Genomic DNA, 23206 nt, shown 5'->3' with positions numbered 1-23206 from the left:
CGAAATGCTATCCAGGCGGTGTATTAAAGAGCGCGATGCAACGTCTGGAACAGGGTGACGTTGTCACCGAAACTCAGTCTGCGCCAGAATGGCCTGCTGTAGGGGGGAGGTGTTCATCCCGCGCGCTACAAAACCATGCAGCCAATCCGGCGCTTGCTCAAGCACCTGACGAGCGGCGGATTCGGTGTCAAATTCAGCAAAGACACAGGCCCCTGTACCAGTCAGGCGCGACGGCGCGTATTCTAACAGCCAGGAAAGCGCCGCATCAACCTCGCGAAAACGTTTTCTTGCGATAACCTCGCAATCGTTGCTGAATTCACAATTTAATAACGTTTCTATTGACCGCGCCGGGGTATTGCGTGGCAGCTCAGGATCTTTGAAGATGACCGGTGTCGGAATGCTGACGCCTGGATGGGCTACGAGGTACCATTTTTCCGGCGGTTCAACCGGGGAGAGGATTTCACCCACCCCCTCAGCAAATGCGGCATGACCGCGCACAAACACCGGGACATCCGCCCCCAGCGTTAACCCTAACGCGGCCAGTTCATCCGTTGACAATCCGCAGCCCCAGAGATGATTCAGGGCGACCAGGACGGTCGCGGCATTGGATGAACCGCCACCCAGCCCACCGCCCATCGGCAGACGCTTCGCAATGCGAATATCCGCACCGCTCCCGGCGGGCAAGCGCCCGGTGTCAGCCGCAGCGTTCATCAGCAGACGCGCGGCGCGCACGATCAGGTTATCCTCATGCGCTACGCCTTCCACCGGCGTCAGCAGACAAATCTGCCCGTCCTGACGCAGCTCAATCGAGAGCGTGTCGCCATAATCGATAAACTGAAACAGCGTCTGCAGGGTGTGATACCCGTCAGCACGTTGGCCGGTGATATATAAAAACAGGTTAAGTTTTGCCGGAGAGGGCCAGTGGGTCATCATTTAACGATCCAGTTGTCCATTTTCAGCTTGATGCGCTGGCTACCCTGCGTCAGCTCCATATTCGATGGCAGCGACGGTTTACTGTTGCTGTCATAGGCGCTGTACACCACCTTCCAGGTTTTACCGTTCTGCGTGTAGTTCACCTGGCTCAGACGGTACTGATCGTCCAGGGTGTAGTCGGTGGCGTCACCCGGCAGGCCCAGGATCCACTGGCGCAGGCTGTTCAGCGGGATAGGCATTCCGGTCAGTTTGCCAATCATCTCTTCCGCGTCGGTGGCGGTGTAGTGCTGGCCTTTGTTATCCGTGATCTGCGCTTCACCCGGCTTAGCGTTAAGCTCCAGCTCGGTACTGCCCAACGGGTTCAGCAGCAGCAGGCGGTAGTTATCCTGCCCCGTTTGCTGCCAGAAGAAGCGGGCATAAACCTTTTGTTCGTCAGAGAGATAAGCAAACGCGCCGCGGGTCTGGTACTGACTTAAATTACGTACGTCCTGCTGGTGCTGACGCCACTGTGGTGAGTCAGGGCTTTTGCCCGGGCCTTTTGGTTGAGTGACAGAACATGCGGTCAGAACCAGTGCTGCCAGCGGCAGCAGGCGAATCAGTCGGGTCATAATGAGGACAAATCCTTGAGATACGTTGCAGTTATAACTGTTAATGCTAGCGTTGAAGGGTGTCACCGTCTACGTTCAAATTATCTCAAAGCGTTGAGTAACCTATTACTCCGAAAGGGGGCAGTCTCTTTTATTGATCTCGCGCATCCTGTATGATGCGTCTTGCTAACCTTATTAACGCTGGTACTACTCCCGCTCAACATGACCCTATTAGCACTCGGCATCAACCACAAAACCGCCCCGGTTTCGCTGCGAGAACGCGTCACGTTTTCGCCGGATACGCTCGACCTGGCGCTGGATAGCCTGCTTGCACAACCGATGGTGCAGGGCGGGGTGGTGCTCTCGACGTGCAACCGTACCGAGCTTTACTTAAGCGTGGAAGAGCAGGATAACCTGCATGAAGCGCTGATCCGCTGGTTATGCGACTACCACAATCTCAACGAAGACGAGCTGCGTCAGAGCCTGTACTGGCATCAGGATAACGATGCGGTGAGCCATCTTATGCGTGTCGCGAGCGGTCTGGATTCGCTGGTGCTGGGCGAGCCGCAAATTCTCGGTCAGGTAAAAAAAGCGTTTGCGGATTCGCAAAAAGGGCATCTGAAAGCCAGCGAGCTGGAGCGTATGTTCCAGAAGTCATTCTCCGTGGCGAAGCGTGTGCGAACCGAAACCGACATTGGTGCCAGTGCGGTTTCTGTTGCGTTCGCGGCCTGTACCCTTGCACGTCAAATCTTCGAATCCCTGTCGACCGTCACCGTGATGCTGGTCGGCGCGGGCGAAACCATTGAGCTTGTGGCGCGCCATCTGCGCGAGCATAAAGTGAAAAAGATGGTTATCGCTAACCGCACCCGCGAGCGTGCACAGGTGTTGGCAGACGAAGTCGGGGCCGAGGTGATTGCGCTGAGCGAGATCGACGAACGTCTGAAAGAGGCGGACATCATCATAAGCTCGACGGCCAGCCCGCTGCCGATTATCGGTAAAGGGATGGTAGAGCGCGCGCTGAAATCCCGTCGTAATCAGCCAATGCTGCTGGTGGATATCGCCGTTCCGCGTGATGTCGAACCGGAGGTTGGCAAACTGGCCAACGCCTATCTCTACAGCGTGGATGACCTGCAAAGCATCATTTCGCACAACCTTGCCCAGCGTAAAGCGGCAGCGGTGCAGGCGGAAACCATTGTCGAGCAGGAAGCCAGTGAATTTATGGCCTGGCTGCGCGCGCAAAGCGTCAGCGAGACCATCCGCGAATATCGCGGTCAGGCGGAGCAGGTGCGTGATGACCTGACTGCCAAAGCGTTAGCAGCTCTGGAACAGGGCGGCGACGCACACGCTATTATGCAGGATCTGGCCTGGAAACTGACCAATCGCTTGATCCATGCACCAACCAAATCACTCCAGCAGGCTGCCCGTGACGGGGACGATGAACGCCTGACTATTCTGCGCAACAGCCTCGGGCTGGAATAGCGCCCTATACCCATTTTCTATTATAAGGTGCACTTACGCCTATGAAGCCTTCTATCGTCGCTAAACTGGAAGCTCTGCACGAGCGCCATGAAGAAGTCCAGGCGCTGCTCGGCGATGCCGGGACCATTGCGGACCAGGAACGTTTTCGCGCACTGTCGCGTGAATATGCGCAGTTAAGTGATGTTTCAAAATGCTTTACCGACTGGCAACAGGTTCAGGAAGATATCGAAACCGCGCAGATGATGCTTGACGATCCTGAAATGCGCGAAATGGCGCAGGAAGAGCTGCAGGATGCCAAAGCGCGCTCAGAAGAGATGGAGCAACAGCTGCAGGTGCTTCTGCTGCCGAAAGATCCAGACGACGAGCGTAACGCGTTTGTGGAAGTCCGCGCCGGAACGGGCGGTGATGAGGCAGCACTGTTCGCCGGAGACCTGTTCCGCATGTACAGCCGTTACGCCGAATCGCGTCGCTGGCGCGTGGAGATCATGAGCGCCAACGAAGGCGAGCACGGCGGTTTTAAAGAGGTGATCGCCAAAATCAGCGGTGACGGCGTGTATGGCCGTCTCAAGTTTGAGTCCGGCGGCCATCGTGTGCAGCGTGTACCGGCGACCGAGTCGCAGGGCCGTATTCACACTTCAGCCTGCACGGTTGCGGTGATGCCAGAGCTGCCGGAAGCGGAACTGCCGGACATTAACCCGGCGGATCTGCGTATCGATACCTTCCGTTCTTCCGGGGCGGGTGGTCAGCACGTTAACACCACCGACTCCGCCATCCGTATTACCCACCTGCCAACCGGCATTGTGGTGGAGTGTCAGGACGAACGCTCTCAGCACAAAAACAAAGCCAAAGCGCTGTCCGTGCTGGGTGCGCGTATTCACGCGGCGGAAATGGCAAAACGTCAGCAGGCGGAAGCTTCTACCCGTCGTAACCTGCTGGGCAGCGGCGATCGTAGCGACCGTAACCGTACCTACAACTTCCCGCAGGGCCGCGTGACCGACCACCGCATCAACCTGACGTTATACCGTCTGGATGAGGTGATGGAAGGCAAGCTCGATATGCTGATTGAGCCTATCGTGCAGGAATACCAGGCCGACCAGCTGGCGGCATTGTCCGAGCAGGAATAATGGATTTTCAGAGCTGGTTACGCCAGGCCACCGGCGCGCTCTCTGACAGTGAAAGCCCGAAGCGCGACGCCGAAATTTTGCTGGAATATGTGACGGGAAAAGCCCGCACGTATCTGTTGGCCTTCGGTGAAACCGAACTGACCGTAGAGCAGGAAGCGCAACTGTCCGCGCTGCTTGCCCGCCGTAAAACCGGCGAGCCGGTGGCACATCTGGTCGGGGAGCGCGAGTTCTGGTCGTTACCCTTGTTCGTCTCAGCGGCGACGCTGATCCCACGTCCCGACACCGAATGTCTGGTGGAGCAGGCGCTGGCGCGGTTACCCGCAGCGGCCAGCCGCATTCTTGATCTTGGAACGGGCACTGGCGCAATCGCGCTGGCGCTCGCCACCGAGCGGCCCGATTGCGCGGTAACGGCTGTTGATGTGATGCCCGACGCGGTGGCGCTGGCGCAGCGTAACGTTGAGCGACTGGGCGTGACTAATGTGACCGTGCTGCAAAGCAGCTGGTTCAGTGCGCTGGAGAAGCAGACGTTCGCGATGATTGTCAGTAATCCGCCCTATATCGACGAACATGACCCGCACCTGGCGCAGGGGGATGTTCGCTTTGAACCGCTGACGGCGTTGGTCGCAGGTAATGCAGGGCTGGCCGATCTGGAACACATTGTGACAACGTCACGACAACATCTCCTGCCCGGCGGCTGGCTGCTGGTGGAGCATGGCTGGACGCAGGGGGAGGCGGTGCGTGGGCTCTTCAGGCAGACGGGTTATGCTGCTGTCGAGACCTGCCGCGACTACGGCGGTAACGAGCGTCTGACGCTGGGGCAGTGGCAGTGAAAACAGGTTATCTGCCATTTACTGATAAAGGCGCATGGCTGACTGAAAAGCTGTTTGGCGTTATCATCTATACCCAAAATAATTCGAGTTGCATGAAGGCGGCAAGAGAGCGAGTCCTCAGGAGCATAGTTAACTATGTGACTGAGGTGAGCGAGCGCAGCCAACGCGCATGCAGCTTGAAGTATGATGGGTATATATCGTTTTGGGTTTTATCGCGCCTGGACGTCGTCGTCCGCGCAGCCAGCAGGTCGGGTTTATCGCCTTTCTGCTGGGTCTGGTGGTGCTGTACATCATCATTAAACTCGCCACCACTAGAATACCGTTACTGGGGTAAGTCATGAGGTCCTTAGCCGATTTCGAATTTAATAAAGTGCCGCTCTGCGATGGCATGATCCTGATTTCGGAGATGATTCGCGACGATTTTACGTCGCAGTATGTCTACGATGAGCTGGAGAGTCTGGTCAGCCTGGCGCGCGAAGAGATCAATCAGGCGCGTCCGCAGGACTGGCAACTGGAAAAGCTGCTGGAGCTTTTCTACGGCGAGTGGGGTTTCTGCGACACGCGTGGCGTGTATCGCCTGTCTGACGCATTATGGCTGGACCAGGTCTTAAAAAATCGTCAGGGCAGCGCCGTTGCGCTGGGCTCTATTTTGCTGTGGATCGCGCACCGTCTGGATATTCCACTGGTGCCGGTCATTTTCCCGACGCAGATGATCCTGCGTGCCGAGTGGCTGGACGGGGAGATGTGGTTAATCAATCCGTTTAACGGCGATACGCTGGATGAACATACGCTGGATGTCTGGCTGAAAGGTAATATAAGCCCGGTGGCCGAGCTCTTTAACGAAGATCTCGACGAAGCCGATAACGCCGAAGTGATCCGCAAGCTGCTGGATACGCTGAAATCTGCACTGATGGAAGAGCGGCAGATGGAGCTGGCCTTGCGCGCCAGCGAAGTGCTGCTGCAATTTAATCCGGAAGACCCGTACGAAATTCGCGACCGCGGGCTGATTTATGCCCAGCTCGACTGCGAGCATGTGGCGCTGAACGATTTAAGCTATTTCGTCGAGCAATGCCCGGAAGACCCGATCAGCGAAATGATTCGCGCGCAGATCAACGCGATCTCGCACAAACAAATTACACTGCATTAATCTTAATTCCGATTCACACCTGAATAAGGCGATCCTATGAAACAAAAAGTGGTTAGCATTGGTGATATCAACGTGGCAAACGACCTGCCGTTCGTGCTGTTTGGCGGTATGAACGTGCTGGAATCCCGCGATCTCGCCATGCGTATCTGCGAGCACTACGTGACCGTGACCCAGAAGCTGGGCATCCCGTACGTGTTTAAAGCCTCTTTTGACAAAGCCAACCGCTCTTCCATTCACTCCTACCGTGGCCCGGGCCTGGAAGAGGGGATGAAAATTTTCCAGGAACTGAAGCAGACCTTTGGCGTGAAAGTGATCACCGACGTTCACGAGGCGTCTCAGGCGCAGCCTGTGGCTGACGTGGTTGACGTTATTCAGTTGCCAGCGTTCCTGGCTCGTCAGACTGACCTGGTGGAAGCGATGGCCAAAACCGGTGCGGTCATCAACGTGAAGAAGCCGCAGTTCGTGAGCCCAGGCCAGATGGGGAACATCGTCGATAAGTTTATCGAAGGGGGTAACGACAAGGTGATCCTGTGCGACCGTGGTTCCAACTTCGGTTACGACAACCTGGTTGTGGATATGCTGGGCTTCACCGTGATGAAAAACGTCTCTAACCAGTCTCCGGTGATCTTTGACGTGACCCACTCTCTGCAGTGCCGCGACCCGTTTGGTGCCGCGTCTGGCGGCCGTCGTGCGCAGGTGACCGAACTGGCGCGCGCCGGTATGGCGACCGGCCTGGCGGGTCTGTTCATTGAAGCGCACCCGGATCCGGCGAATGCGAAATGCGACGGTCCGTCCGCGCTGCCGCTGGACAAACTGGAGCCGTTCCTGAAACAGATCAAAGCGATTGACGATCTGGTGAAGAGCTTCGACGAGCTGGATACCAGCAATTAATAAAAAAACCCGCTTCGGCGGGTTTTTTTTCTCCCTCTCCCTGTGGGAGAGGGTTGGGGTGAGGGCATCAGCCCGCACCAGATAAAACTACGCAAATATCGTCATCAGATACGCCACAAACAGCGCCATATGCGCCGCGCCGTTGAGCACATTGGTGCGCCCGGTTGAGAACGAAATCTGACACAGCAGCAGTGACGCTACCATCACAATCATCTCCGGCGCGCCCAGCGCAAACTGCAGCTCGTTACCGGTCATAAAGGCAATCAGCGTCACCACCGGAACGGTAAGCGAAATGGTCGCCAGTACCGAGCCGAAGAACAGGTTCATGGCGCGCTGTACCTGATTGTTCAGCACCGCTTTCAGCGCGCCCAGCCCTTCCGGCGAGAGGATCAGCAGCGCCACCAGGAAGCCGGTAAAGGCCACCGGGGCATTCATCTCGGTTAACAGTGTCTCCAGCGGGTTGGCGTTCATCTTGGTGACGGCGATAACCGCAATCAGATGTACGATCAGCCAAACCGTGTGCCACGCGCTGCTGTGGGCAGATGGTTTGCCATGGTGCGGGTCATCGTCGTCGCTGTCATCTTCATGCTCATACACAAACAGACTCTGGTGCGTTTTGGTCTGAATCAACAGGAACACGCCGTACATGGCGGCGGAAATCAATGCGACCAGCAGCGCCTGACCGGTAGAGAAGTTTGCTCCCGGCAGCGCCATCGGGAAAACCAGCACGATAATCGCCAGCGGGAACAGGGCGATCAAATACTGTTTAATGCCAAACAGGTTCATATACTGGGTGGCGAACTTACGGCCGCCCAGCAACAGTGAAAAACCCACCAGACCGCCGGTCACAATCATAATGATGGAATAGAGCGTATCGCGCATCAGGGTTGGCGCGGCGTCGCCGGTCGCCATCAGCGCGGAAATGAGGCTGACCTCAAGAATCACAACGGAAAGGCTGAGAATTAACGATCCATACGGCTCGCCCAGACGGTGAGCCAGGACATCGGCATGGCGAACCACGCTAAAGGCACTGGTTAAAATCCCTACCAGCGCAAGAATATTGATACCAACCACCACTGGCAGTGACTGACTGCTTCCCCAGAAGAGCAGCACAGCCAGTGCCAGAACCGGGAAAATGAGCGACGTCTCCTTGTGGCGGGTTTTTACCGCCTCGTGTGCTGCTGTCATGTGCTTCTCCATCAATGCAGGTGCTTGTAATTATAGATAGAATTTTGAGGTCATTACATTAACAGATCTCTGTTAAATACCCTTTATCTTTTACTTAATTTTACCCTAATCCTGTTTTACATCTCCTGGCACTCATAATGTCATATTTTTTATTAATACATATTAAATAACATGTAATTAACTTCATTCATTCTTCAAAATTGATCCGCGACTGGCAGCTTGCAGCATCGTCGTCCACACTTATCTTTTTAAGCAAAAGAGAGGTTAGTGATGCCATATAAAACGAAACGCGATTTACCCGATAACGTGCAAAACGTACTGCCCGCACATGCGCAGGATATCTATAAAGAGGCGTTTAACAGCGCCTGGGATCAATACAAAGATAAAGACGATCGTCGGGACGATGCCAGCCGGGAAGAGACGGCGCATAAAGTGGCCTGGGCGGCAGTAAAACATGACTACGAGAAAGGAGACGATGATAAATGGCATAAAAAGAAATAGCCGTAAAATAATAAGCTGCCTTCATTTTGACTTTTCAGGCGGTTGAACTGCCGTTGTATTGCAACTGGCCCGCGAATTGCTTATCGTTATTCAACTGCTGGCAAAATGACCAGTAGATAATGCCGGGAAGGTGAATTACAGATGTCGCAAGGAAGCATGCAGTGGCGGAGGTGTAAAGTGTTAACGCGTGATTTCTTAATGAAGGCAGATTGTAAGACGGCATTTGGTGCTATTGAGGAATCGCTTCTCTGGTCAGCTGAACAACGTGCGGCGTCGCTCGCTGCCACGCTTGCCTGCCGCCCGGATGATGGCCCGGTATGGATTTTTGGCTACGGTTCGCTGATGTGGAACCCGGCTCTGGAATTTGTCGAATCGGCGACAGGTACGCTCCCGGGGTGGCATCGCGCATTTTGTCTGCGATTAACCGCCGGACGCGGAAGTGCCTGTCAGCCGGGACGTATGCTTGCACTGAAAGAGGGCGGACGCACCACGGGGGTGGCGTATCGACTGCCGGATGCCACCCTCGAAGAGGAGCTGACGCTGCTCTGGAAGCGCGAGATGATCACCGGCTGCTATATGCCAAGCTGGTGCAAGCTGGAACTTGATGACGGACGCTCCGTCAACGCGCTGGTGTTTATTATGGATCCGCGCCATCCCCTGTATGAAGCGGATACCCGCACGCAGGTGATCGCGCCGTTGATTGCGGCGGCCAGTGGACCGCTCGGCACAAACGCGCAGTATCTGTTTTCACTCGATCAGGAACTGACGCGCCTCGGCATGCAGGACGAGTGTCTGAATGAGCTGGTAGCGAAGGTGAAAGCGCTGCTGGAAGGAAATCCGCTGAATAACCCGCTGCGTCCGGGTTTTGCCTGATAATACGCCCGGCTGCGAGAGTGCAGACCGGGCGTCTGTTTTTAAGCGGCCACGTAGCTGACTGAGTGTTCGAGTGACTGACTATGGCTGTCAATCAGGACATCCCATGTGCCGGTATAAGGGACGGTTAGCCACGCCTTATCATCCTGCACGGTCAGGATATCTGCCTGCGATTGTTTTTGTGCCTTCGCACTCATCAAATGAATACGGCAGCGCTCTGAACAACGCACCACTACCGTATCCCCGCCAAACAGTTTCAAACTTGTTTTTACCAGTGCCATTTATTTACCCCGTAGTCTTAAACAACGCTCTCCCTGCTGCCATTTCCGAGCGTGATGTTGTTCACAATTCACTCATGGCATAACACCAAAGGGGGAGCGTCGGGATGCTGATTTTGATCAAAAAATGGCATAACGTTTAAACAAAAATGACAAAATACCTGAAAGCATTCAGCTGGCGCGCATTTACACGGTCAAGGCGCGCCAGAAGAAAATTAAATGCGGAAATGTCCGGCAGTTTCAGCAAGGTCGCCCGCCTGGCTCTGCAGGGCGCTGGCGGCTGCGGCGGATTGCACCACCAGTTCAGCGTTCTGCTGCACCATTCTGTCGAGGTGCGTGACAGCATGGTTGATCTCATGGATGCCTTTCATCTGCTCGCTGGTGGCGATGGAAATTTCACGCATGATACCCGAGACGCTGCCGATGCTGGCGCGGATCTCATCCATGCTTTCCCCGGCCAGATGTACATAGCGGGAGCCGGTTGCCACGCTGTCGGTGGTGGAGTCGATAAGCGATTTGATCTCCTTCGCCGCCTGGGCGCTGCGGCTCGCCAGGTTACGTACTTCGCCTGCCACCACGGCAAACCCGCGGCCCTGCTCACCGGCGCGCGCCGCTTCCACCGAGGCGTTCAGCGCCAGGATATTGGTCTGGAAGGCGATGCCATCAATCACGCTGGTGATATCGCCAATTTTTGCCGAAGCCACTTCAATGGATTGCATGGTGCTGATGGCCTGAGAGACGACCTCACCGCCGCGTGAGGCCGCAGCGGAGGCTTTACTGGCCTGTTCATTCGCTTCTGCCGCGGACTCATTTGACTGGGTCACCGACGCGGTGATCTGCTCTACGGCGCTGGCGGTTTCACGCAGGCTGGAGGCTGCCTGCTCGGTACGCCCGGAGAGATCCTGGTTGCCAGCCGCGATCTCCTGGGCGGCATTTTTCACCGAGGCGCTGGCGTCACGCAGCTGGATCATCACCACCGAGAGCTTATCGCTAAAGGCGTTAAACGCCTGGGCGATTTGCGCCACTTCGTCGTTACCGCTCTCCGGCAGGCGCTGGGAGAGGTCGTTGGTACCGTTGGCGATGTTATGCATCGCGTCGCGGATATCGGACAACCGCTTGAGCAGGCGGGCAATCAGGATGTGGACAAGCGCGCCGCTCAGCAGGGCGAGGATCACCAACGAGAGTGCCGAGGCTTTCAGCAGCGAGCGCATGCCGGAGGTGGCGTCGTTATTGTCGAGCGCGACCACCAGCATCCAGTTTGTTCCCGGAACGGCCGTGGCGACGAGGGTTTTATCACCGCCGTCAAATGTGCCATCAACCGGTTCACCGCTTTTCAGGGTCGCTAAATCGGTGCCGGTAATGGTCTCTGCAAACGGTTTTAACGTCAGGGCCGGATCGTTGGCGGCGATAACGCTGCCGTCGCTGTTCAGAAGTAACCCGCTGCTGGCCGGGGTCGGGTGAATGCCGCGCACGTTAGCCACCACGCTATCCATGGCCACGTCGCCCGCCACCACCGCTTTCAGGGTCCCGTTTTCTTTTACCGGTACCGCAAATGTTACCACCAGTTTTCCGGTTCCGGCATCCACGTAAGGCGCGGTCACCACCGGTCCGTCCTGGCTGACCACCTGCTGATACCAGGGGCGAATGGTCGGGTCATAATCCGCAGGCACGCCCGCAGGCTCAGAGAATTTCGCCGTTTTAGTGGCATAGCCCACATAGACGTTGGTGAAGCCTCCCGCCTGGGCGAGTTGTTTAAAGACCGGTACCGGGTCGTCACTCAACGCCACGCTCTGGGCGGAGGTAATGACCGTCATTTTGCTTTTCACCCAGTCGGCAATCGCCATGTTATGGCTGGCGCTGGTGCTGGTCAGAATGTCACGCTGCGACTGCTGATTATCCTGGCGCGTGACCTGGAAATTAATGACGGTATTGAGAAGAAGGGCGACGACCAGGCAGCCTGTCGTCGCGGCAATGATGCGAGCACGAATCGATCTAAACATATGTGAAATACCTGCTGTGTTGTTTCCATGCCTATCGGCAACCCCGCAGGTAAACTTGATGCTGAAACCGCGTCCATAAGAAAATAATATTTTTACGGGTTTATTATTAAAAAGTTAATACTTTATCGGCGGCTAACGTCCACTCGGCCAGCTCGACAAGTGTGCCAATTTCCACGCCGTCAATCAGCGGCAGCCCGGTGATACCGCGCCCGTCAGTGCAGGTTTTGCAGAGCTTAACCGGCACGTTTTGCGCCGTCAGGATCTCCAGCATCTGCTGAATGTTGTAGCCCTCTGCCGGTTTTTGGCCTTTCAGACCGGCGGTGACCGCGTCGGACATCAAAAAGATCCGCAGCTCCAGCTCGCTCGCGTTATCGCGCAATGCTATGGCCAGACGCAGGCTGTTAAAAAGGGATTCGCTGCCGTAGGCCGCCCCGTTGGCGACGATCACAATCTTCTGCATGTTAACTCCTGTTTATATTAAGGCACGAATATTGCTTCATTCTCCCAGGTAGGGTTATCCGGGAGAGTAAGCATGACATTAATGGCTGGCAATTCGTCGGGTGCAACCGAATGGCTCCAGCGCGCAAAGGCGTTGCGTCAGGAGCAGCTCAGCAAACTGGCACAGCTGGGCGTACTGGTGAATGGCATTAGCCAACTGGTGCATATGCTACAGTGCGAGCGCGGTGCATCAAACGTCTGGCTCTGCTCACAGGGTAAGCTCTATGCCCCCGAATGCAAAGCCAGCCGGGCGCTGGTGGATGAAAATCTCACCATACTGTATGGCATTCTGGATAGACACTCCCCAGTGCCGGGCAGCGCCGTGTGTGAGCGCATCGCCGCTGCGTTGCAGAGCCTTGAATCACTCCCCGCCCTGCGAGAAGGGGTGAACCAACAAACCGTTACCGCTCCGCAGGCGATGGAGCATTACTGTCGCATGCTTCGCCATCTGCTCAGTATCGTGCCGCAGCTCAACGACAGCATTGACGATCCGCATCTGGCGGGGCGTTTTGTTGCCCTCTACAGCCTGATGCAGGGCAAAGAGCTGGCGGGACAAGAGCGGGCGCTGGGGGCTATTGGCTTCACGCAGGGTTTTTTTGATGATGTCACCCGTCAGAGGCTGGTGGATCGCATTGACGGGCAGCAGGCCTGTTTTGAGATCTTTTTAAGCCACAGCCCGGCGGATGTGCAGAGCACCTTTTCCCGGGACTGCCAGCCCGACCGCGAGACAGAGCAACTCCGGCGTGTGGCCTGTACCCGCCAGCCTGCTGCGGATAATGGCGATACGGCGCTGAACTGGTTCGCCCTGCAAACGTCGCGTCTTGAGCACCTGCGCACCCTGGAGGAGATGGTTATCGCCGACCTGATGCTGGCGGTTGATGAGCGTATCCATCATGACCCTAAACATCCGGTAAGTGCCGATGAGAATGACGATCCGCTCGCGCTTTATCCGGATAAACCTTTGCTGCCGCTGGTTCGCCAGCAGGCTCGTGAAATAGAACAGCTTTCCCGCCAGCTCGCGACGCTGCGCGATACGCTGGAAGAGCGCAAGACCATTGATAAAGCCAAAAGCGTGCTGATGACCCACCACAATATGAGTGAGGAACAGGCGTGGACGGCGCTGCGCAAAATGGCGATGGACAAGAACCAGCGCATGGTGGATATCGCCCGCGCGCTGCTTACCGTGAAGCGATTGTGGCAGCTAACCCCTAAGGAGTAGCTGCACAATCAGTGGGCACGTTGTGCCTGATTGAGGTGCGTTTTTGCAGAGCCAGTGGGGCAAAAGCCATAAAAACAAGGCATTAAAACCTGGCATTCGCTTTGCATTATTTCAGTAACCAATTTTGACGGTGCGCCAACGGCGGTGCATCAGTCTTCGGGATAAAGGCGTCCAGCGGTGCTTCGGCACTGTCGGGCGCTTTTTTTTGTCTTTTTTTCAGGAGTGGTCATGGCGGATTTGTCGAGACGGCGGTTTTTGCAGGCCAGCGTGCTGGCGAGCAGTGCAATGTTGTTACCGGGTGTCATGCAGGCCGCGTGGGCGGCAGGCTCGGATAAACCCGAGCAGGAGACGGTGCGCATCGGGTTTATCCCGCTGACCGACTGCGCTCCGGTGGTCATCGCGGCGCTGAAAGGGTTCGATAAAAAGCATGGCATTACCATCGTGCCCACCAAAGAGGCGAGCTGGGCGGCCGTGCGCGATAAGTTAGTCGCGGGGGAGCTGGACGCGGCGCACATTCTTTACGGTCTGCTGTACGGACTGGAACTGGGGATCGCTGGTAAGACACAGCAGATGGCGAATCTGATGACCCTCAACCAGAACGGCCAGGCGATTACGCTCTCTGCCGATCTGGCAGAGAAGGGCGTTCGCGATCTCGACGGGCTGAAGAAACTGATTGGTCAGCAGGCACCGGGCACGTACACCTTCGCGCATACCTTCCCGACGGGCACGCACGCCATGTGGCTCTACTACTGGCTGGCCAGTGCGGACATTAACCCGTTTGACGATGTTCGCACCGTGGTGGTACCGCCGCCGCAGATGGTGATGAACATGCGTATTGGCAATATGGTCGGCTTTTGCGTCGGCGAGCCGTGGAATGCCCGGGCCATTAACGATCGCATCGGTTTTACCGCTGCAACGTCGCAGTCTATCTGGGCTGACCACCCGGAAAAAATCCTCGGTACCCGTCGCGACTGGGTGGAGAAAAATCCGCACACCGCGCGGGCGCTGGTGAGCGCAGTACTGGAAGCCGCGCGCTGGATCGACGCTTCACCGGAAAACAAACGTGAAACGGCGCAGATCCTCTCGCGTCGCGCATGGCTGAACACCAAAGAGCAGTACCTCACCGGACGGATGCTGGGTGAGTACGACAACGGGGTGGGCACGCGCTGGCAGGACGCGCATCCGATTCGTTTCTTCAACGAGGGGGCTGTGAGCTACCCGTATCTCTCCGACGGCATGTGGTTTTTAACCCAGTTCCGCCGCTGGGGTTTGCTCAAAGCCGCGCCGGACTACGCGGGCATCGCGCAGCGCATTAACCAGACCGCGGTCTGGCAGGATGCCGCCACCGCGGTGGGGGGCATTACCACACCGACTTCACCACTACGCAGTAGCACCCTGATGGACGGCACCGTCTGGAACGGTACCGATCCTGAAGGCTATGCCAACCGCTTCGCTATTCACCGTAAAGGGGCCTGATTATGCAGCATCTGCACAGCACGAAAGTAAAACACGAGACGCCGGTGAGTGGCGAGGTGATTACCCTGCCACCGGTTCAGGTTCGCCGTCGTCCTCCGGCGATTGCCCGCCGGATTAACGACCTGCTCCAGCGTATCATTCCGGCGCTGCTGGGGCTGGGGCTGCTGGTGGTGCTCTGGCAACTGGCGGCAATCAACAGCAAAGGCTTCCCGACGCCGCTGAGCACGCTGGATTCTGCCATCACGCTGTTTGCCGATCCGTTTTATCGCGACGGGCCAAACGACATGGGGATCGGCTGGAATGTGCTTGCCTCCCTGCAGCGCGTGGCGGTGGGCTTTGGCCTGGCCGCGTTAGTCGGTATCCCGCTCGGTTTTCTGATTGGCCGTTTCACCTTTTTCTCACGCATGTTCAGCCCGCTGATTGCGCTGCTGCGCCCGGTCAGCCCATTGGCCTGGCTGCCTATCGGCCTGCTGCTGTTCCAGAAAGCAGAGCCGGCTTCCAGCTGGACCATTTTTATCTGTTCGATCTGGCCAATGGTGATTAATACCGCCGAAGGGGTACGCCGTATTCCGCAGGATTACCTCAACGTCGCCCGCGTGCTGCAGCTTTCTGAGTGGACCATTCTGCGTCGGATCCTCTTCCCGGCGGTGCTGCCGGCGGTGTTGACCGGGGTACGTCTTTCCATCGGTATCGCCTGGCTGGTGATTGTCGCCGCCGAAATGCTGACAGGCGGCTTAGGGATCGGTTTCTGGATCTGGAATGAGTGGAACAACCTCAACGTCGAAAACATTCTCATCGCCATCGTCATCATTGGCGTGGTCGGGTTACTGCTGGAGCAGGGGCTGATACTGATCGCCCGTCGCTTTAGCTGGCAGGAAAAATAAGGAGCGAATATGAAACCAATCATTCAGGTCCAGGCCGTAAGCCAGCGTTTTTCTACCGCCAGCGGTGAATTTCTGGCGCTGCAGAACGTCTCGTTTGATATCCACGAAGGGGAAACCGTGAGCCTGATTGGCCACTCCGGCTGCGGCAAATCAACGCTGCTGAACTTGATCGCCGGGATCACCCTGCCGACGGAAGGGGGACTGATTTGTGACAACCGTGAAATTGCGGGTCCGGGACCGGAACGTGCGGTGGTCTTTCAGAACCACTCCCTGCTGCCGTGGCTGACCTGTTTCGACAACGTTGCGCTGGCGGTCGATCAGGTGTTCCGCCACACCATGAGCAAGGCGGAGCGTCGTGAGTGGATTGAACACAACCTCGATCGCGTGCAGATGGGGCACGCCCTGCATAAACGCCCGGGGGAGATCTCAGGCGGCATGAAGCAGCGCGTGGGCATTGCCCGTGCGCTGGCGATGAAGCCGAAAGTGTTGCTGATGGATGAACCGTTTGGCGCGCTGGATGCCCTGACGCGTGCCCATCTGCAGGACTCCGTGATGCAAATCCAGCAGGCGCTCAACACCACCATTGTGCTCATCACCCACGACGTGGACGAAGCGGTGCTGCTCTCTGACCGCGTGCTGATGATGACCAACGGCCCGGCGGCGACCGTCGGCGAAATCCTGGAGGTTGACCTGCCGCGTCCGCGTAACCGGGTGCAGCTGGCGGACGACAGCCGCTACCACCACATGCGCCAGCAGATCCTCCATTTCCTCTATGAAAAACAGCCCAAAGCGGCGTAGTGGGGGCACCACGATGCGACTGGTCATTATCGGCAATGGAATGGCAGCAACACGGCTGATTGCCTCGCTGACCGGGCGTGCGCCTGGCCGCTTCGCGATCACCGTGTTGGGTGAGGAGCCTGAGCATGCGTACAACCGCATCCAGCTTTCGCCGGTGCTGGGTGGGGAAAAACGTCCGGAACAGATCCGCCTGCAGGACGATGACTGGTACCGCGAGCGCGGCGTCACGGTGCTCAGGGGGCAAAAGGTGCTCGCCGTGGACGTGGCGAAACGGGAAATCCGTACCGCGCAGACCACGCTGGCGTGGGATGAACTGGTCTTCGCCACCGGGTCGATACCGTTCGTGCCGCCGATCCCCGGGGGCGATGCGCCACACGTCTTTACCTTCCGCCGCCTTGAGGATACGCGAGCCATTGCGCAGATCCCGGGGCCAGCGGTGGTGTTGGGCGGTGGCGTGCTGGGCGTTGAGACGGCAGCGGCGCTGGCACAAACTTGTGACAACGTCACGCTGGTGCATCGCGGACCGTGGTTGATGGAACAACAGCTGGATCGGCAGGCGGGGCTGCTGCTGGAGGCTGCGCTGGCGGAGCGCGGCGTACGCTGCGAGCTGTCGTCAGGGATCGCGGCAATCGCGCCGGATTCAGTGACGCTGCTCAACGGACGCCAGGTTAGCGCCGCGCGCGTGGTGCTGGCTACCGGCGTACTGCCCAACATCGCCCTGGCAAGCGCCAGCGGTATTCACTGCGCCCGTGGCATTGTGGTCGACCAGCAGATGCAGACCTCCGTCCCGGCTATTAGCGCCATTGGGGAGTGCTGCGAAATCGACGGTCAGACGTTTGGCCTGGTTGCCCCCTGCCTGGCACAGGCGGACATTCTCGCCGCCCGGCTGGCAGGGGACGCCCCAGTGCCTTTTGCCCATACCGACAGCGGGATGCGCCTGAAGGTCACCGGTGTGGAGCTCTTCAGCGCCGGGCGCGTAACGGCGCAACCGGAGGATACGGTCTGGGACGCGAGGGATCCGCTGACCCGTCACTACCGTCGCTTACTGATTCATCGCGGTGCGCTGGCTGGCGTACTGCTGATGGGAGATTGCCGCAACGCGGCAACATTTACCGATTTACTGGCAACGGCTGCGCCCGCACACGTGGACTGGCTGTTCGATCGATTCACTACGACGCAACCGCAGGTTGCAGGACAGAACGCTATGACAAAACCTACTCTGGTGGTGGTTGGGCACGGTATGGTCGGCCACCATTTTCTTGAAGACTGCGTAAACCGCAATCTGCATCAGCAATACCAGATTGTCGTCTTTGGCGAAGAGCGTTATGCCGCTTACGACCGCGTCCATCTCTCAGAGTATTTTGGCGGCCGCAGCGCGGAGTCCCTCTCGCTGGTGGAGGGCGATTTCTTTGCCAGACACGGCATAGAGTTGCGTTTGTCGCAGCAAATTGTCGCCATCGATCGCGACGCGCACGTTGTGCGTACCGCCAGCGGTCACGAAATCCACTGGGACAAACTGGTGCTGGCGACCGGCTCGTATCCGTTTGTGCCGCCGGTGCCGGGCAACACGCTGCCGGGCTGCTTTGTCTACCGTACGCTGGACGATCTCGATAACATTGCCGCGCATGCGAAGGGATCCCGACGCGGCGTGGTCATTGGCGGTGGCCTGCTCGGGCTGGAGGCGGCCAACGCCCTCAAACAGCTGGGGCTAGAAACCCACGTGGTGGAATTTGCCCCCAACCTGATGGCGGTACAGCTCGACAACGACGGCGCGGCGATGCTGCGTAAAAAAATAGAAGCGCTCGGCGTCGGGGTTCACACCAGCAAAGCCACCACTGAAATTGCGGCCACCGACGACGGACTGGTCCTGCGTTTTGCCGACGGTGAACAGCTGGACACCGATATGGTGGTCTTCTCTGCCGGGATCCGCCCGCAGGATGCGCTGGCGCGCAGCAGCGGCCTGGCGATCGGCGAGCGCGGCGGGATCTGCATTGATACCGCCTGCCAGACCTCAGACAAGGACATCTTCGCCATCGGGGAATGTGCGCTGTGGGAAGGTAAAATCTTCGGTCTGGTGGCGCCGGGTTACCAGATGGCACGCGTGGCGGCGGCCACGCTGGCGGGTGAGGAGAAATCCTTCACCGGCGCGGATATGAGCACCAAGCTTAAGCTGCTGGGCGTGGACGTGGCCTCGTTTGGGGATGCCCATGGCCGTACGCCGGGGGCATTGAGCTATCAGTGGACCCACGGCCCGCAGCAAATCTATAAAAAAATTGTCGTCAGCCATGACAACAAAACCCTGCTCGGCGGCGTGCTGGTGGGGGATGCTAGCGAATACGCCACGCTGGTGCAGATGATGCTTAACGGAATCAGCCTGCCAAAAGAGCCTGAAACGCTCATCTTGCCAGCCTTCTCCGGTAGCGCGCCAAAAGCGCTGGGGGTGGCGGCGCTGCCGGACAGCGCGCAGATCTGCTCCTGTCATAACGTCAGCAAAGGCGATATCTGCCAGGCAGTGAGCGCCGGTGCGACGGAGATCGGTGCCATCAAGCAGTGCACTAAAGCGGCGACCGGCTGCGGTGGGTGCAGCGCGCTGGTGAAACAGGTGATGGAGTTCCAGCTGGCTGAGCAGGGCGTGGAGGTGAAAAAAGATATCTGTGAGCACTTCCCGTACTCGCGTCAGGAGATATACCACCTGGTGCGCGTCAACCATATTCGTACCTTCGACCAGCTGATTAGCCGCTACGGCCAAGGGCACGGCTGTGAGATCTGTAAACCGCTGGTGGGGTCAGTGCTGGCCTCCTGCTGGAACGAATACCTGCTGAAACCGGCGCATCTGCCGTTGCAGGACACCAACGACCGCTACTTTGCCAATATTCAGAAGGACGGAACGTACTCCATCGTGCCGCGCATGCCCGCCGGGGAAGTAACGGCCGACGGGCTGATTGCTATCGGGCAGATCGCAAAGCGCTACGGGCTGTACAGCAAGATCACCGGCGGCCAGCGTATTGACCTGTTTGGTGCCACGCTGGAGCAGCTGCCGGAGATCTGGCAGGCGCTGGTGGAGGCCGGATTTGAAACCGGGCATGCGTACGGTAAATCCCTGCGTACCGTGAAATCCTGCGTCGGGTCAACCTGGTGCCGCTATGGCGTGCAGGACTCCACCGGCCTTGCGGTCAAACTGGAGCACCGTTACAAGGGGCTGCGCGCGCCGCACAAAATCAAAATGGCGGTGTCCGGCTGTACCCGCGAGTGTGCCGAGGCGCAAAGCAAAGATGTCGGCGTGATCGCCACGGACAAGGGCTGGAATCTCTATCTGTGCGGCAACGGCGGCATGAAGCCGCGACACGCGGATCTCTTCGCCAGCGATCTGGATGAAGAGACGCTGATCCGTACCGTCGACCGTTTTCTGATGTTCTACATTCGCACGGCGGATCGCCTGCAGCGGACCAGCACCTGGATGGACAACCTTGAAGGCGGTCTCGACTATCTGCGGGAGGTGATCCTCGACGATAGCCTCGGTATTGCGCACGAGCTGGAGCAGGAGATGGCCCGTGTGGTGGAAACGTATCAGTGCGAATGGCAGACCACGCTTAACGATCCGAACCGTCTGGCGCTGTTCCGCACGGCGGTGAACGGTCCGGCGACGGAAGAAAGTAAACGCTGGCAGGAAATTTGCGGTCTGGATGAGATCCCTGAGCAGGCGGGGATCGGCGCCCGGCTGGGGCGTAAGCCGATCGCGCTGTTCCGTTTTGGCAAATCGGTCTATGCCCTTGACGATCAGGAGCCAGGCAGCGATGCGAACGTGCTGTCACGCGGTATTCTTGGCGATGCGGCGGGTGAGCCGGTGGTTATCTCGCCGCTCTATAAACAGCGTATTCGCCTGCGCGACGGCTGCCAGGTGGATAACGGTGAGCCTGCGGTGCGCGCCTGGCCGGTGAAAATCGAAAACGGCAAGGTGTGGGTGGGGAACGACGCGTTGCTGGTCCGTGCGGAGGCATCATGAATGAAACCCGAACAACGTGCCCGTACTGCGGCGTCGGTTGCGGCGTGGTGGCCCGGGTTGAGGGCGACAAGGTCACGGTGCGCGGCGATGAACACCATCCCGCCAGTTTTGGACGGCTGTGCGTCAAAGGCGCGGCGTTAGGTGAAACCACGGGCCTGCAGGGGCGGCTGCTGCACCCGGTGGTGGACGGGCTGGAGGTGGACTGGCCGCAGGCGTTAAGCGCGGCCGGCGAGCGGCTGCGGGCGATTATCGACACCTGGGGGCCGCAGGCGGTGGCGTTTTACGCCTCCGGCCAGCTACTCACCGAGGATTACTACGCTGCCAATAAGCTGATGAAAGGGTTTATCGGCGCGGCGAACATCGATACCAACTCGCGGCTCTGCATGTCGTCGGCGGTAGCAGGCTATAAGCGCGCATTTGGCGAAGATGTGGTGCCGTGCAGCTATGAGGACGTGGAGAACAGCGATCTGGTGGTGCTGGTGGGTTCAAACGCGGCATGGACGCATCCGGTGCTTTATCAGCGGCTGGTTCAGGCGCGGCAAAACAATCCGCAGATGAAAGTGGTGGTGATCGATCCGCGTAAAACCGCCACCTGTGATATCGCCGACCTGCATCTGGCGCTCGCGCCCGGCAGTGACGCCGGGCTGTTTGTCGGTTTGCTCAACCTGATCCAGGGTACCGACGACTGGCCGATTGCCCGCGTGGCCGGGTTTTGTGGTCTTGATGCACAGGAGATTGCCACGTTTTACGACTGGTTCCTCACGGCGCCGCGTGCCATTACGCTCTACACCATGGGGATCAACCAGTCTTCCAGCGGCAGCGACAAGTGCAACGCCATCATTAACGTTCATCTTGCCAGCGGGAAATTTTCCCGTCAGGGCTGCGGGCCGTTTTCGCTGACCGGCCAGCCAAACGCGATGGGGGGACGGGAAGTGGGGGGACTCGCGAATCAGCTGGCGGCGCACATGAACTTCGAGCCGGACGATCTCTCGCGGGTGGCGCGTTTCTGGGGAACCGAACGGCTGGCGCAAACGCCGGGCCTGATGGCCGTTGATCTGTTTGACGCCATTGCCCGCGGTGATGTGAAGGCGGTATGGATCATGGGCACCAATCCGGCTGTCTCGCTGCCGGACAGTCACGCGGTATGCCAGGCGCTGGCGAACTGTCCGCTGGTCATTGTTTCTGAGGTGATGCAGGAGACTGACACCAGCCGCTACGCCCATATTCGTTTCCCGGCGCTGGGCTGGGGAGAGAAAAACGGCACGGTTACTAACTCCGAACGGCGGATCTCGCGCCAGCGCGCCTTTCTGGCAGCCCCGGGCCAGGCAAAACCGGACTGGTGGATTGTTGCCCAGGTGGCGAAACAGCTGGGCTATGGTGAGGCCTTTGCCTGGGAACATCCGCAGGAGATTTTTTGTGAACATGCGGCACTGTCGGCGTTTGAGAATGACGGGGCACGGGCGTTTAATCTGCATGCGCTGGCGGGGCTTACCCGTGAGGACTGGGATCAGCTTGAGCCTTATCAGTGGGCGGCGGGCGATTTTCCCCACCGGAATGTGGTGCCCGTTGACCCGCGTCCGCACGGCGCGGCGCCAGATGCGTTATATCCGTTGCTGCTGAATACCGGACGCATCCGCGATCAATGGCATACCATGACCCGTACGGGATATGTTCCCGGGCTGATGCAGCATATCTCTGAGCCCTGCGTTGAGATCTGCGCTGCAGATGCCGCGCGTTTCGCCCTTTGCGACGGGCAACTGGCACGGATCAGTTCTCCGCGTGGAGTGATGGTGGCAAAAGTACGTATCAACGATGGACAAAGGGAAGGTGAAGTATTCGCGCCCATGCACTGGAATGCGCAGTTTGCCCGTCAGGGAAAGGTTAATACGCTGGTGGCAGGGCGCTGCGATCCGCAGTCTGGCCAGCCGGAGAGTAAACAGACCGCCGTCAGGATCATGCCATGGCAGCCTGAATGGCAGGGAGAGCTGTATGCCCGTGTGCTGCCGGAACTGCCGCCTTCGGTACACTGGTGGCGCAAAGCCTCACGCCTGACGGTGGCGGCTGACGAACCGTTGATGCCGTGGGTGAAAGATTATGCTGAACAGCAGGGCTGGCAACTGCAACTTGCCCGAACGGATGCGCGCAGCAGCGTACTGGCATGGCATAACGGCGAGCTGATGCTCGGATTCTGGGAAGGGACTACGTTGCCAGCGCTGGCGCATGCGACTATTGAAGAGGCTTTCCGTCGGGCTCCAGAGACGCTTGCGGAGCGGCATGCGCTCCTGAACGGCGCGGGCGCGGGGGAGAGTGTCGATCCGGGACGCATTATCTGCAGCTGTTACTGCGTCGGGGAAAATGCGATACGGGAGGCGATTGTCGGCGGGTGCGATTCCGTTGCAGCGCTGGGGGCGAAACTACGGTGTGGCACCAACTGCGGCTCCTGCGTGCCGGAGCTGAAAGGGCTGTTTGGATAATGGTCTAAGAGTGTCGGGTAAGG

19 protein-coding genes and 2 pseudogenes are annotated in these 23206 nt (G+C 58.2%); 15 read left to right on the top strand and 6 right to left on the bottom strand.

What is annotated here, in order from left to right; all coding sequences use genetic code 11:
- Positions 1–63: 63 nt before the first annotated feature.
- On the bottom strand, positions 64–933 hold the full coding sequence (gene ispE, locus EQV24_RS04040; RefSeq protein WP_013096230.1) for a 4-(cytidine 5'-diphospho)-2-C-methyl-D-erythritol kinase: 870 nt from the start codon (positions 931–933) through the stop codon (positions 64–66).
- The gene (gene lolB, locus EQV24_RS04035; RefSeq protein WP_013096231.1) at positions 930–1541 is read right to left on the bottom strand and encodes a lipoprotein insertase outer membrane protein LolB; all 612 of its coding nucleotides are present in this window, start codon (positions 1539–1541) and stop codon (positions 930–932) included. The genes ispE and lolB overlap by 4 nt, the downstream gene beginning before the upstream one ends.
- Positions 1542–1742: 201 nt before the next feature.
- Between lolB and hemA the strand changes: the two genes are divergently transcribed.
- The 7 genes and pseudogenes from hemA to kdsA all read left to right on the top strand — a co-directional run bounded on the left by hemA (position 1743) and on the right by kdsA (position 6991).
- Entirely contained in the window at positions 1743–2999 is a 1257-nt protein-coding gene (gene hemA, locus EQV24_RS04030) for a glutamyl-tRNA reductase (protein WP_130626219.1), read from the top strand.
- Between the two features lie 41 nt (positions 3000–3040).
- Complete coding sequence (gene prfA / locus EQV24_RS04025; protein ID WP_013096233.1) at positions 3041–4123, top strand: peptide chain release factor 1; 1083 nt, start codon at positions 3041–3043, stop codon at positions 4121–4123.
- Positions 4123–4953 carry a peptide chain release factor N(5)-glutamine methyltransferase gene (gene prmC / locus EQV24_RS04020; RefSeq protein WP_013096234.1) on the top strand — a complete coding sequence of 277 codons (831 nt, stop codon included), beginning with the start codon at positions 4123–4125 and terminating at the stop codon, positions 4951–4953. The genes prfA and prmC overlap by 1 nt, the downstream gene beginning before the upstream one ends.
- Positions 4929–5024 (top strand): annotated as a pseudogene (locus tag EQV24_RS04015) (siroheme synthase); the annotation flags it as partial. The gene prmC and the pseudogene EQV24_RS04015, both read left to right, overlap by 25 nt.
- 119 nt (positions 5025–5143) lie before the next feature.
- Positions 5144–5287: pseudogene (locus tag EQV24_RS04010) on the top strand (siroheme synthase); the annotation flags it as partial.
- A 3-nt stretch (positions 5288–5290) separates the two neighbouring features.
- Complete coding sequence (gene sirB1 / locus EQV24_RS04005; RefSeq protein ID WP_013096236.1) at positions 5291–6100, top strand: invasion regulator SirB1; 810 nt, start codon at positions 5291–5293, stop codon at positions 6098–6100.
- Between the two features lie 36 nt (positions 6101–6136).
- Positions 6137–6991 (top strand): 3-deoxy-8-phosphooctulonate synthase, encoded by an 855-nt coding sequence (gene kdsA / locus EQV24_RS04000; protein WP_013096237.1) that lies wholly within the window; start codon positions 6137–6139, stop codon positions 6989–6991.
- Positions 6992–7078: 87 nt separating this feature from the next.
- On the opposite strand, the gene chaA is transcribed toward kdsA, so the two are convergent.
- On the bottom strand, positions 7079–8179 hold the full coding sequence (gene chaA / locus EQV24_RS03995) for a sodium-potassium/proton antiporter ChaA (protein WP_013096238.1): 1101 nt from the start codon (positions 8177–8179) through the stop codon (positions 7079–7081).
- A 270-nt stretch (positions 8180–8449) separates the two neighbouring features.
- Here chaA and chaB point away from each other — a divergent pair, with 270 nt between their 5' ends.
- Together chaB and EQV24_RS03985 are read left to right on the top strand one after the other, a co-directional pair.
- A complete protein-coding gene (gene chaB / locus EQV24_RS03990) occupies positions 8450–8680 on the top strand; it encodes a putative cation transport regulator ChaB (RefSeq protein ID WP_013096240.1) in 231 nt (76 codons plus the stop codon).
- A gap of 177 nt (positions 8681–8857) precedes the next feature.
- The gene (locus tag EQV24_RS03985; protein ID WP_095452691.1) at positions 8858–9553 is read left to right on the top strand and encodes a gamma-glutamylcyclotransferase; all 696 of its coding nucleotides are present in this window, start codon (positions 8858–8860) and stop codon (positions 9551–9553) included.
- Between the two features lie 41 nt (positions 9554–9594).
- On the opposite strand, the gene EQV24_RS03980 is transcribed toward EQV24_RS03985, so the two are convergent.
- From EQV24_RS03980 to EQV24_RS03970, 3 genes are all read right to left on the bottom strand, one after another.
- Positions 9595–9834, bottom strand: a complete 240-nt coding sequence (locus tag EQV24_RS03980) for a DUF1883 domain-containing protein (protein ID WP_013096243.1) — start codon at positions 9832–9834, stop codon at positions 9595–9597.
- Between the two features lie 212 nt (positions 9835–10046).
- Entirely contained in the window at positions 10047–11831 is a 1785-nt protein-coding gene (locus EQV24_RS03975; protein WP_020690904.1) for a methyl-accepting chemotaxis protein, read from the bottom strand.
- A gap of 106 nt (positions 11832–11937) precedes the next feature.
- Complete coding sequence (locus EQV24_RS03970; protein WP_013096245.1) at positions 11938–12291, bottom strand: DsrE/DsrF/TusD sulfur relay family protein; 354 nt, start codon at positions 12289–12291, stop codon at positions 11938–11940.
- A gap of 72 nt (positions 12292–12363) precedes the next feature.
- Here EQV24_RS03970 and nasR point away from each other — a divergent pair, with 72 nt between their 5' ends.
- From nasR to EQV24_RS03935, 6 genes are all read left to right on the top strand, one after another.
- Positions 12364–13548 (top strand): nitrate regulatory protein NasR, encoded by a 1185-nt coding sequence (gene nasR / locus EQV24_RS03965; protein ID WP_129328040.1) that lies wholly within the window; start codon positions 12364–12366, stop codon positions 13546–13548.
- Positions 13549–13776: 228 nt separating this feature from the next.
- Positions 13777–15024, top strand: coding sequence for a CmpA/NrtA family ABC transporter substrate-binding protein (locus EQV24_RS03955; RefSeq protein ID WP_095427519.1), 1248 nt, complete (start codon positions 13777–13779; stop codon positions 15022–15024).
- A 2-nt stretch (positions 15025–15026) separates the two neighbouring features.
- Positions 15027–15908, top strand: a complete 882-nt coding sequence (ntrB, locus tag EQV24_RS03950; protein WP_095427518.1) for a nitrate ABC transporter permease — start codon at positions 15027–15029, stop codon at positions 15906–15908.
- Positions 15909–15917: 9 nt separating this feature from the next.
- Complete coding sequence (locus EQV24_RS03945) at positions 15918–16706, top strand: ABC transporter ATP-binding protein (protein WP_013096250.1); 789 nt, start codon at positions 15918–15920, stop codon at positions 16704–16706.
- 13 nt (positions 16707–16719) lie between these two features.
- Positions 16720–20709 (top strand): nitrite reductase large subunit NirB, encoded by a 3990-nt coding sequence (gene nirB, locus EQV24_RS03940; protein WP_130626218.1) that lies wholly within the window; start codon positions 16720–16722, stop codon positions 20707–20709.
- On the top strand, positions 20706–23183 hold the full coding sequence (locus EQV24_RS03935) for a nitrate reductase (protein ID WP_130626217.1): 2478 nt from the start codon (positions 20706–20708) through the stop codon (positions 23181–23183). The genes nirB and EQV24_RS03935 overlap by 4 nt, the downstream gene beginning before the upstream one ends.
- Positions 23184–23206 lie beyond the last annotated feature (23 nt).

This window comes from Enterobacter sp. A8 (genome assembly GCF_004296595.1).
Taxonomy (GTDB): Bacteria; Pseudomonadota; Gammaproteobacteria; order Enterobacterales; family Enterobacteriaceae; genus Enterobacter; species Enterobacter cloacae.
Note: the sequence above shows the minus strand (reverse complement) of the source record. Positions and strands in the feature narration are given on the sequence as shown.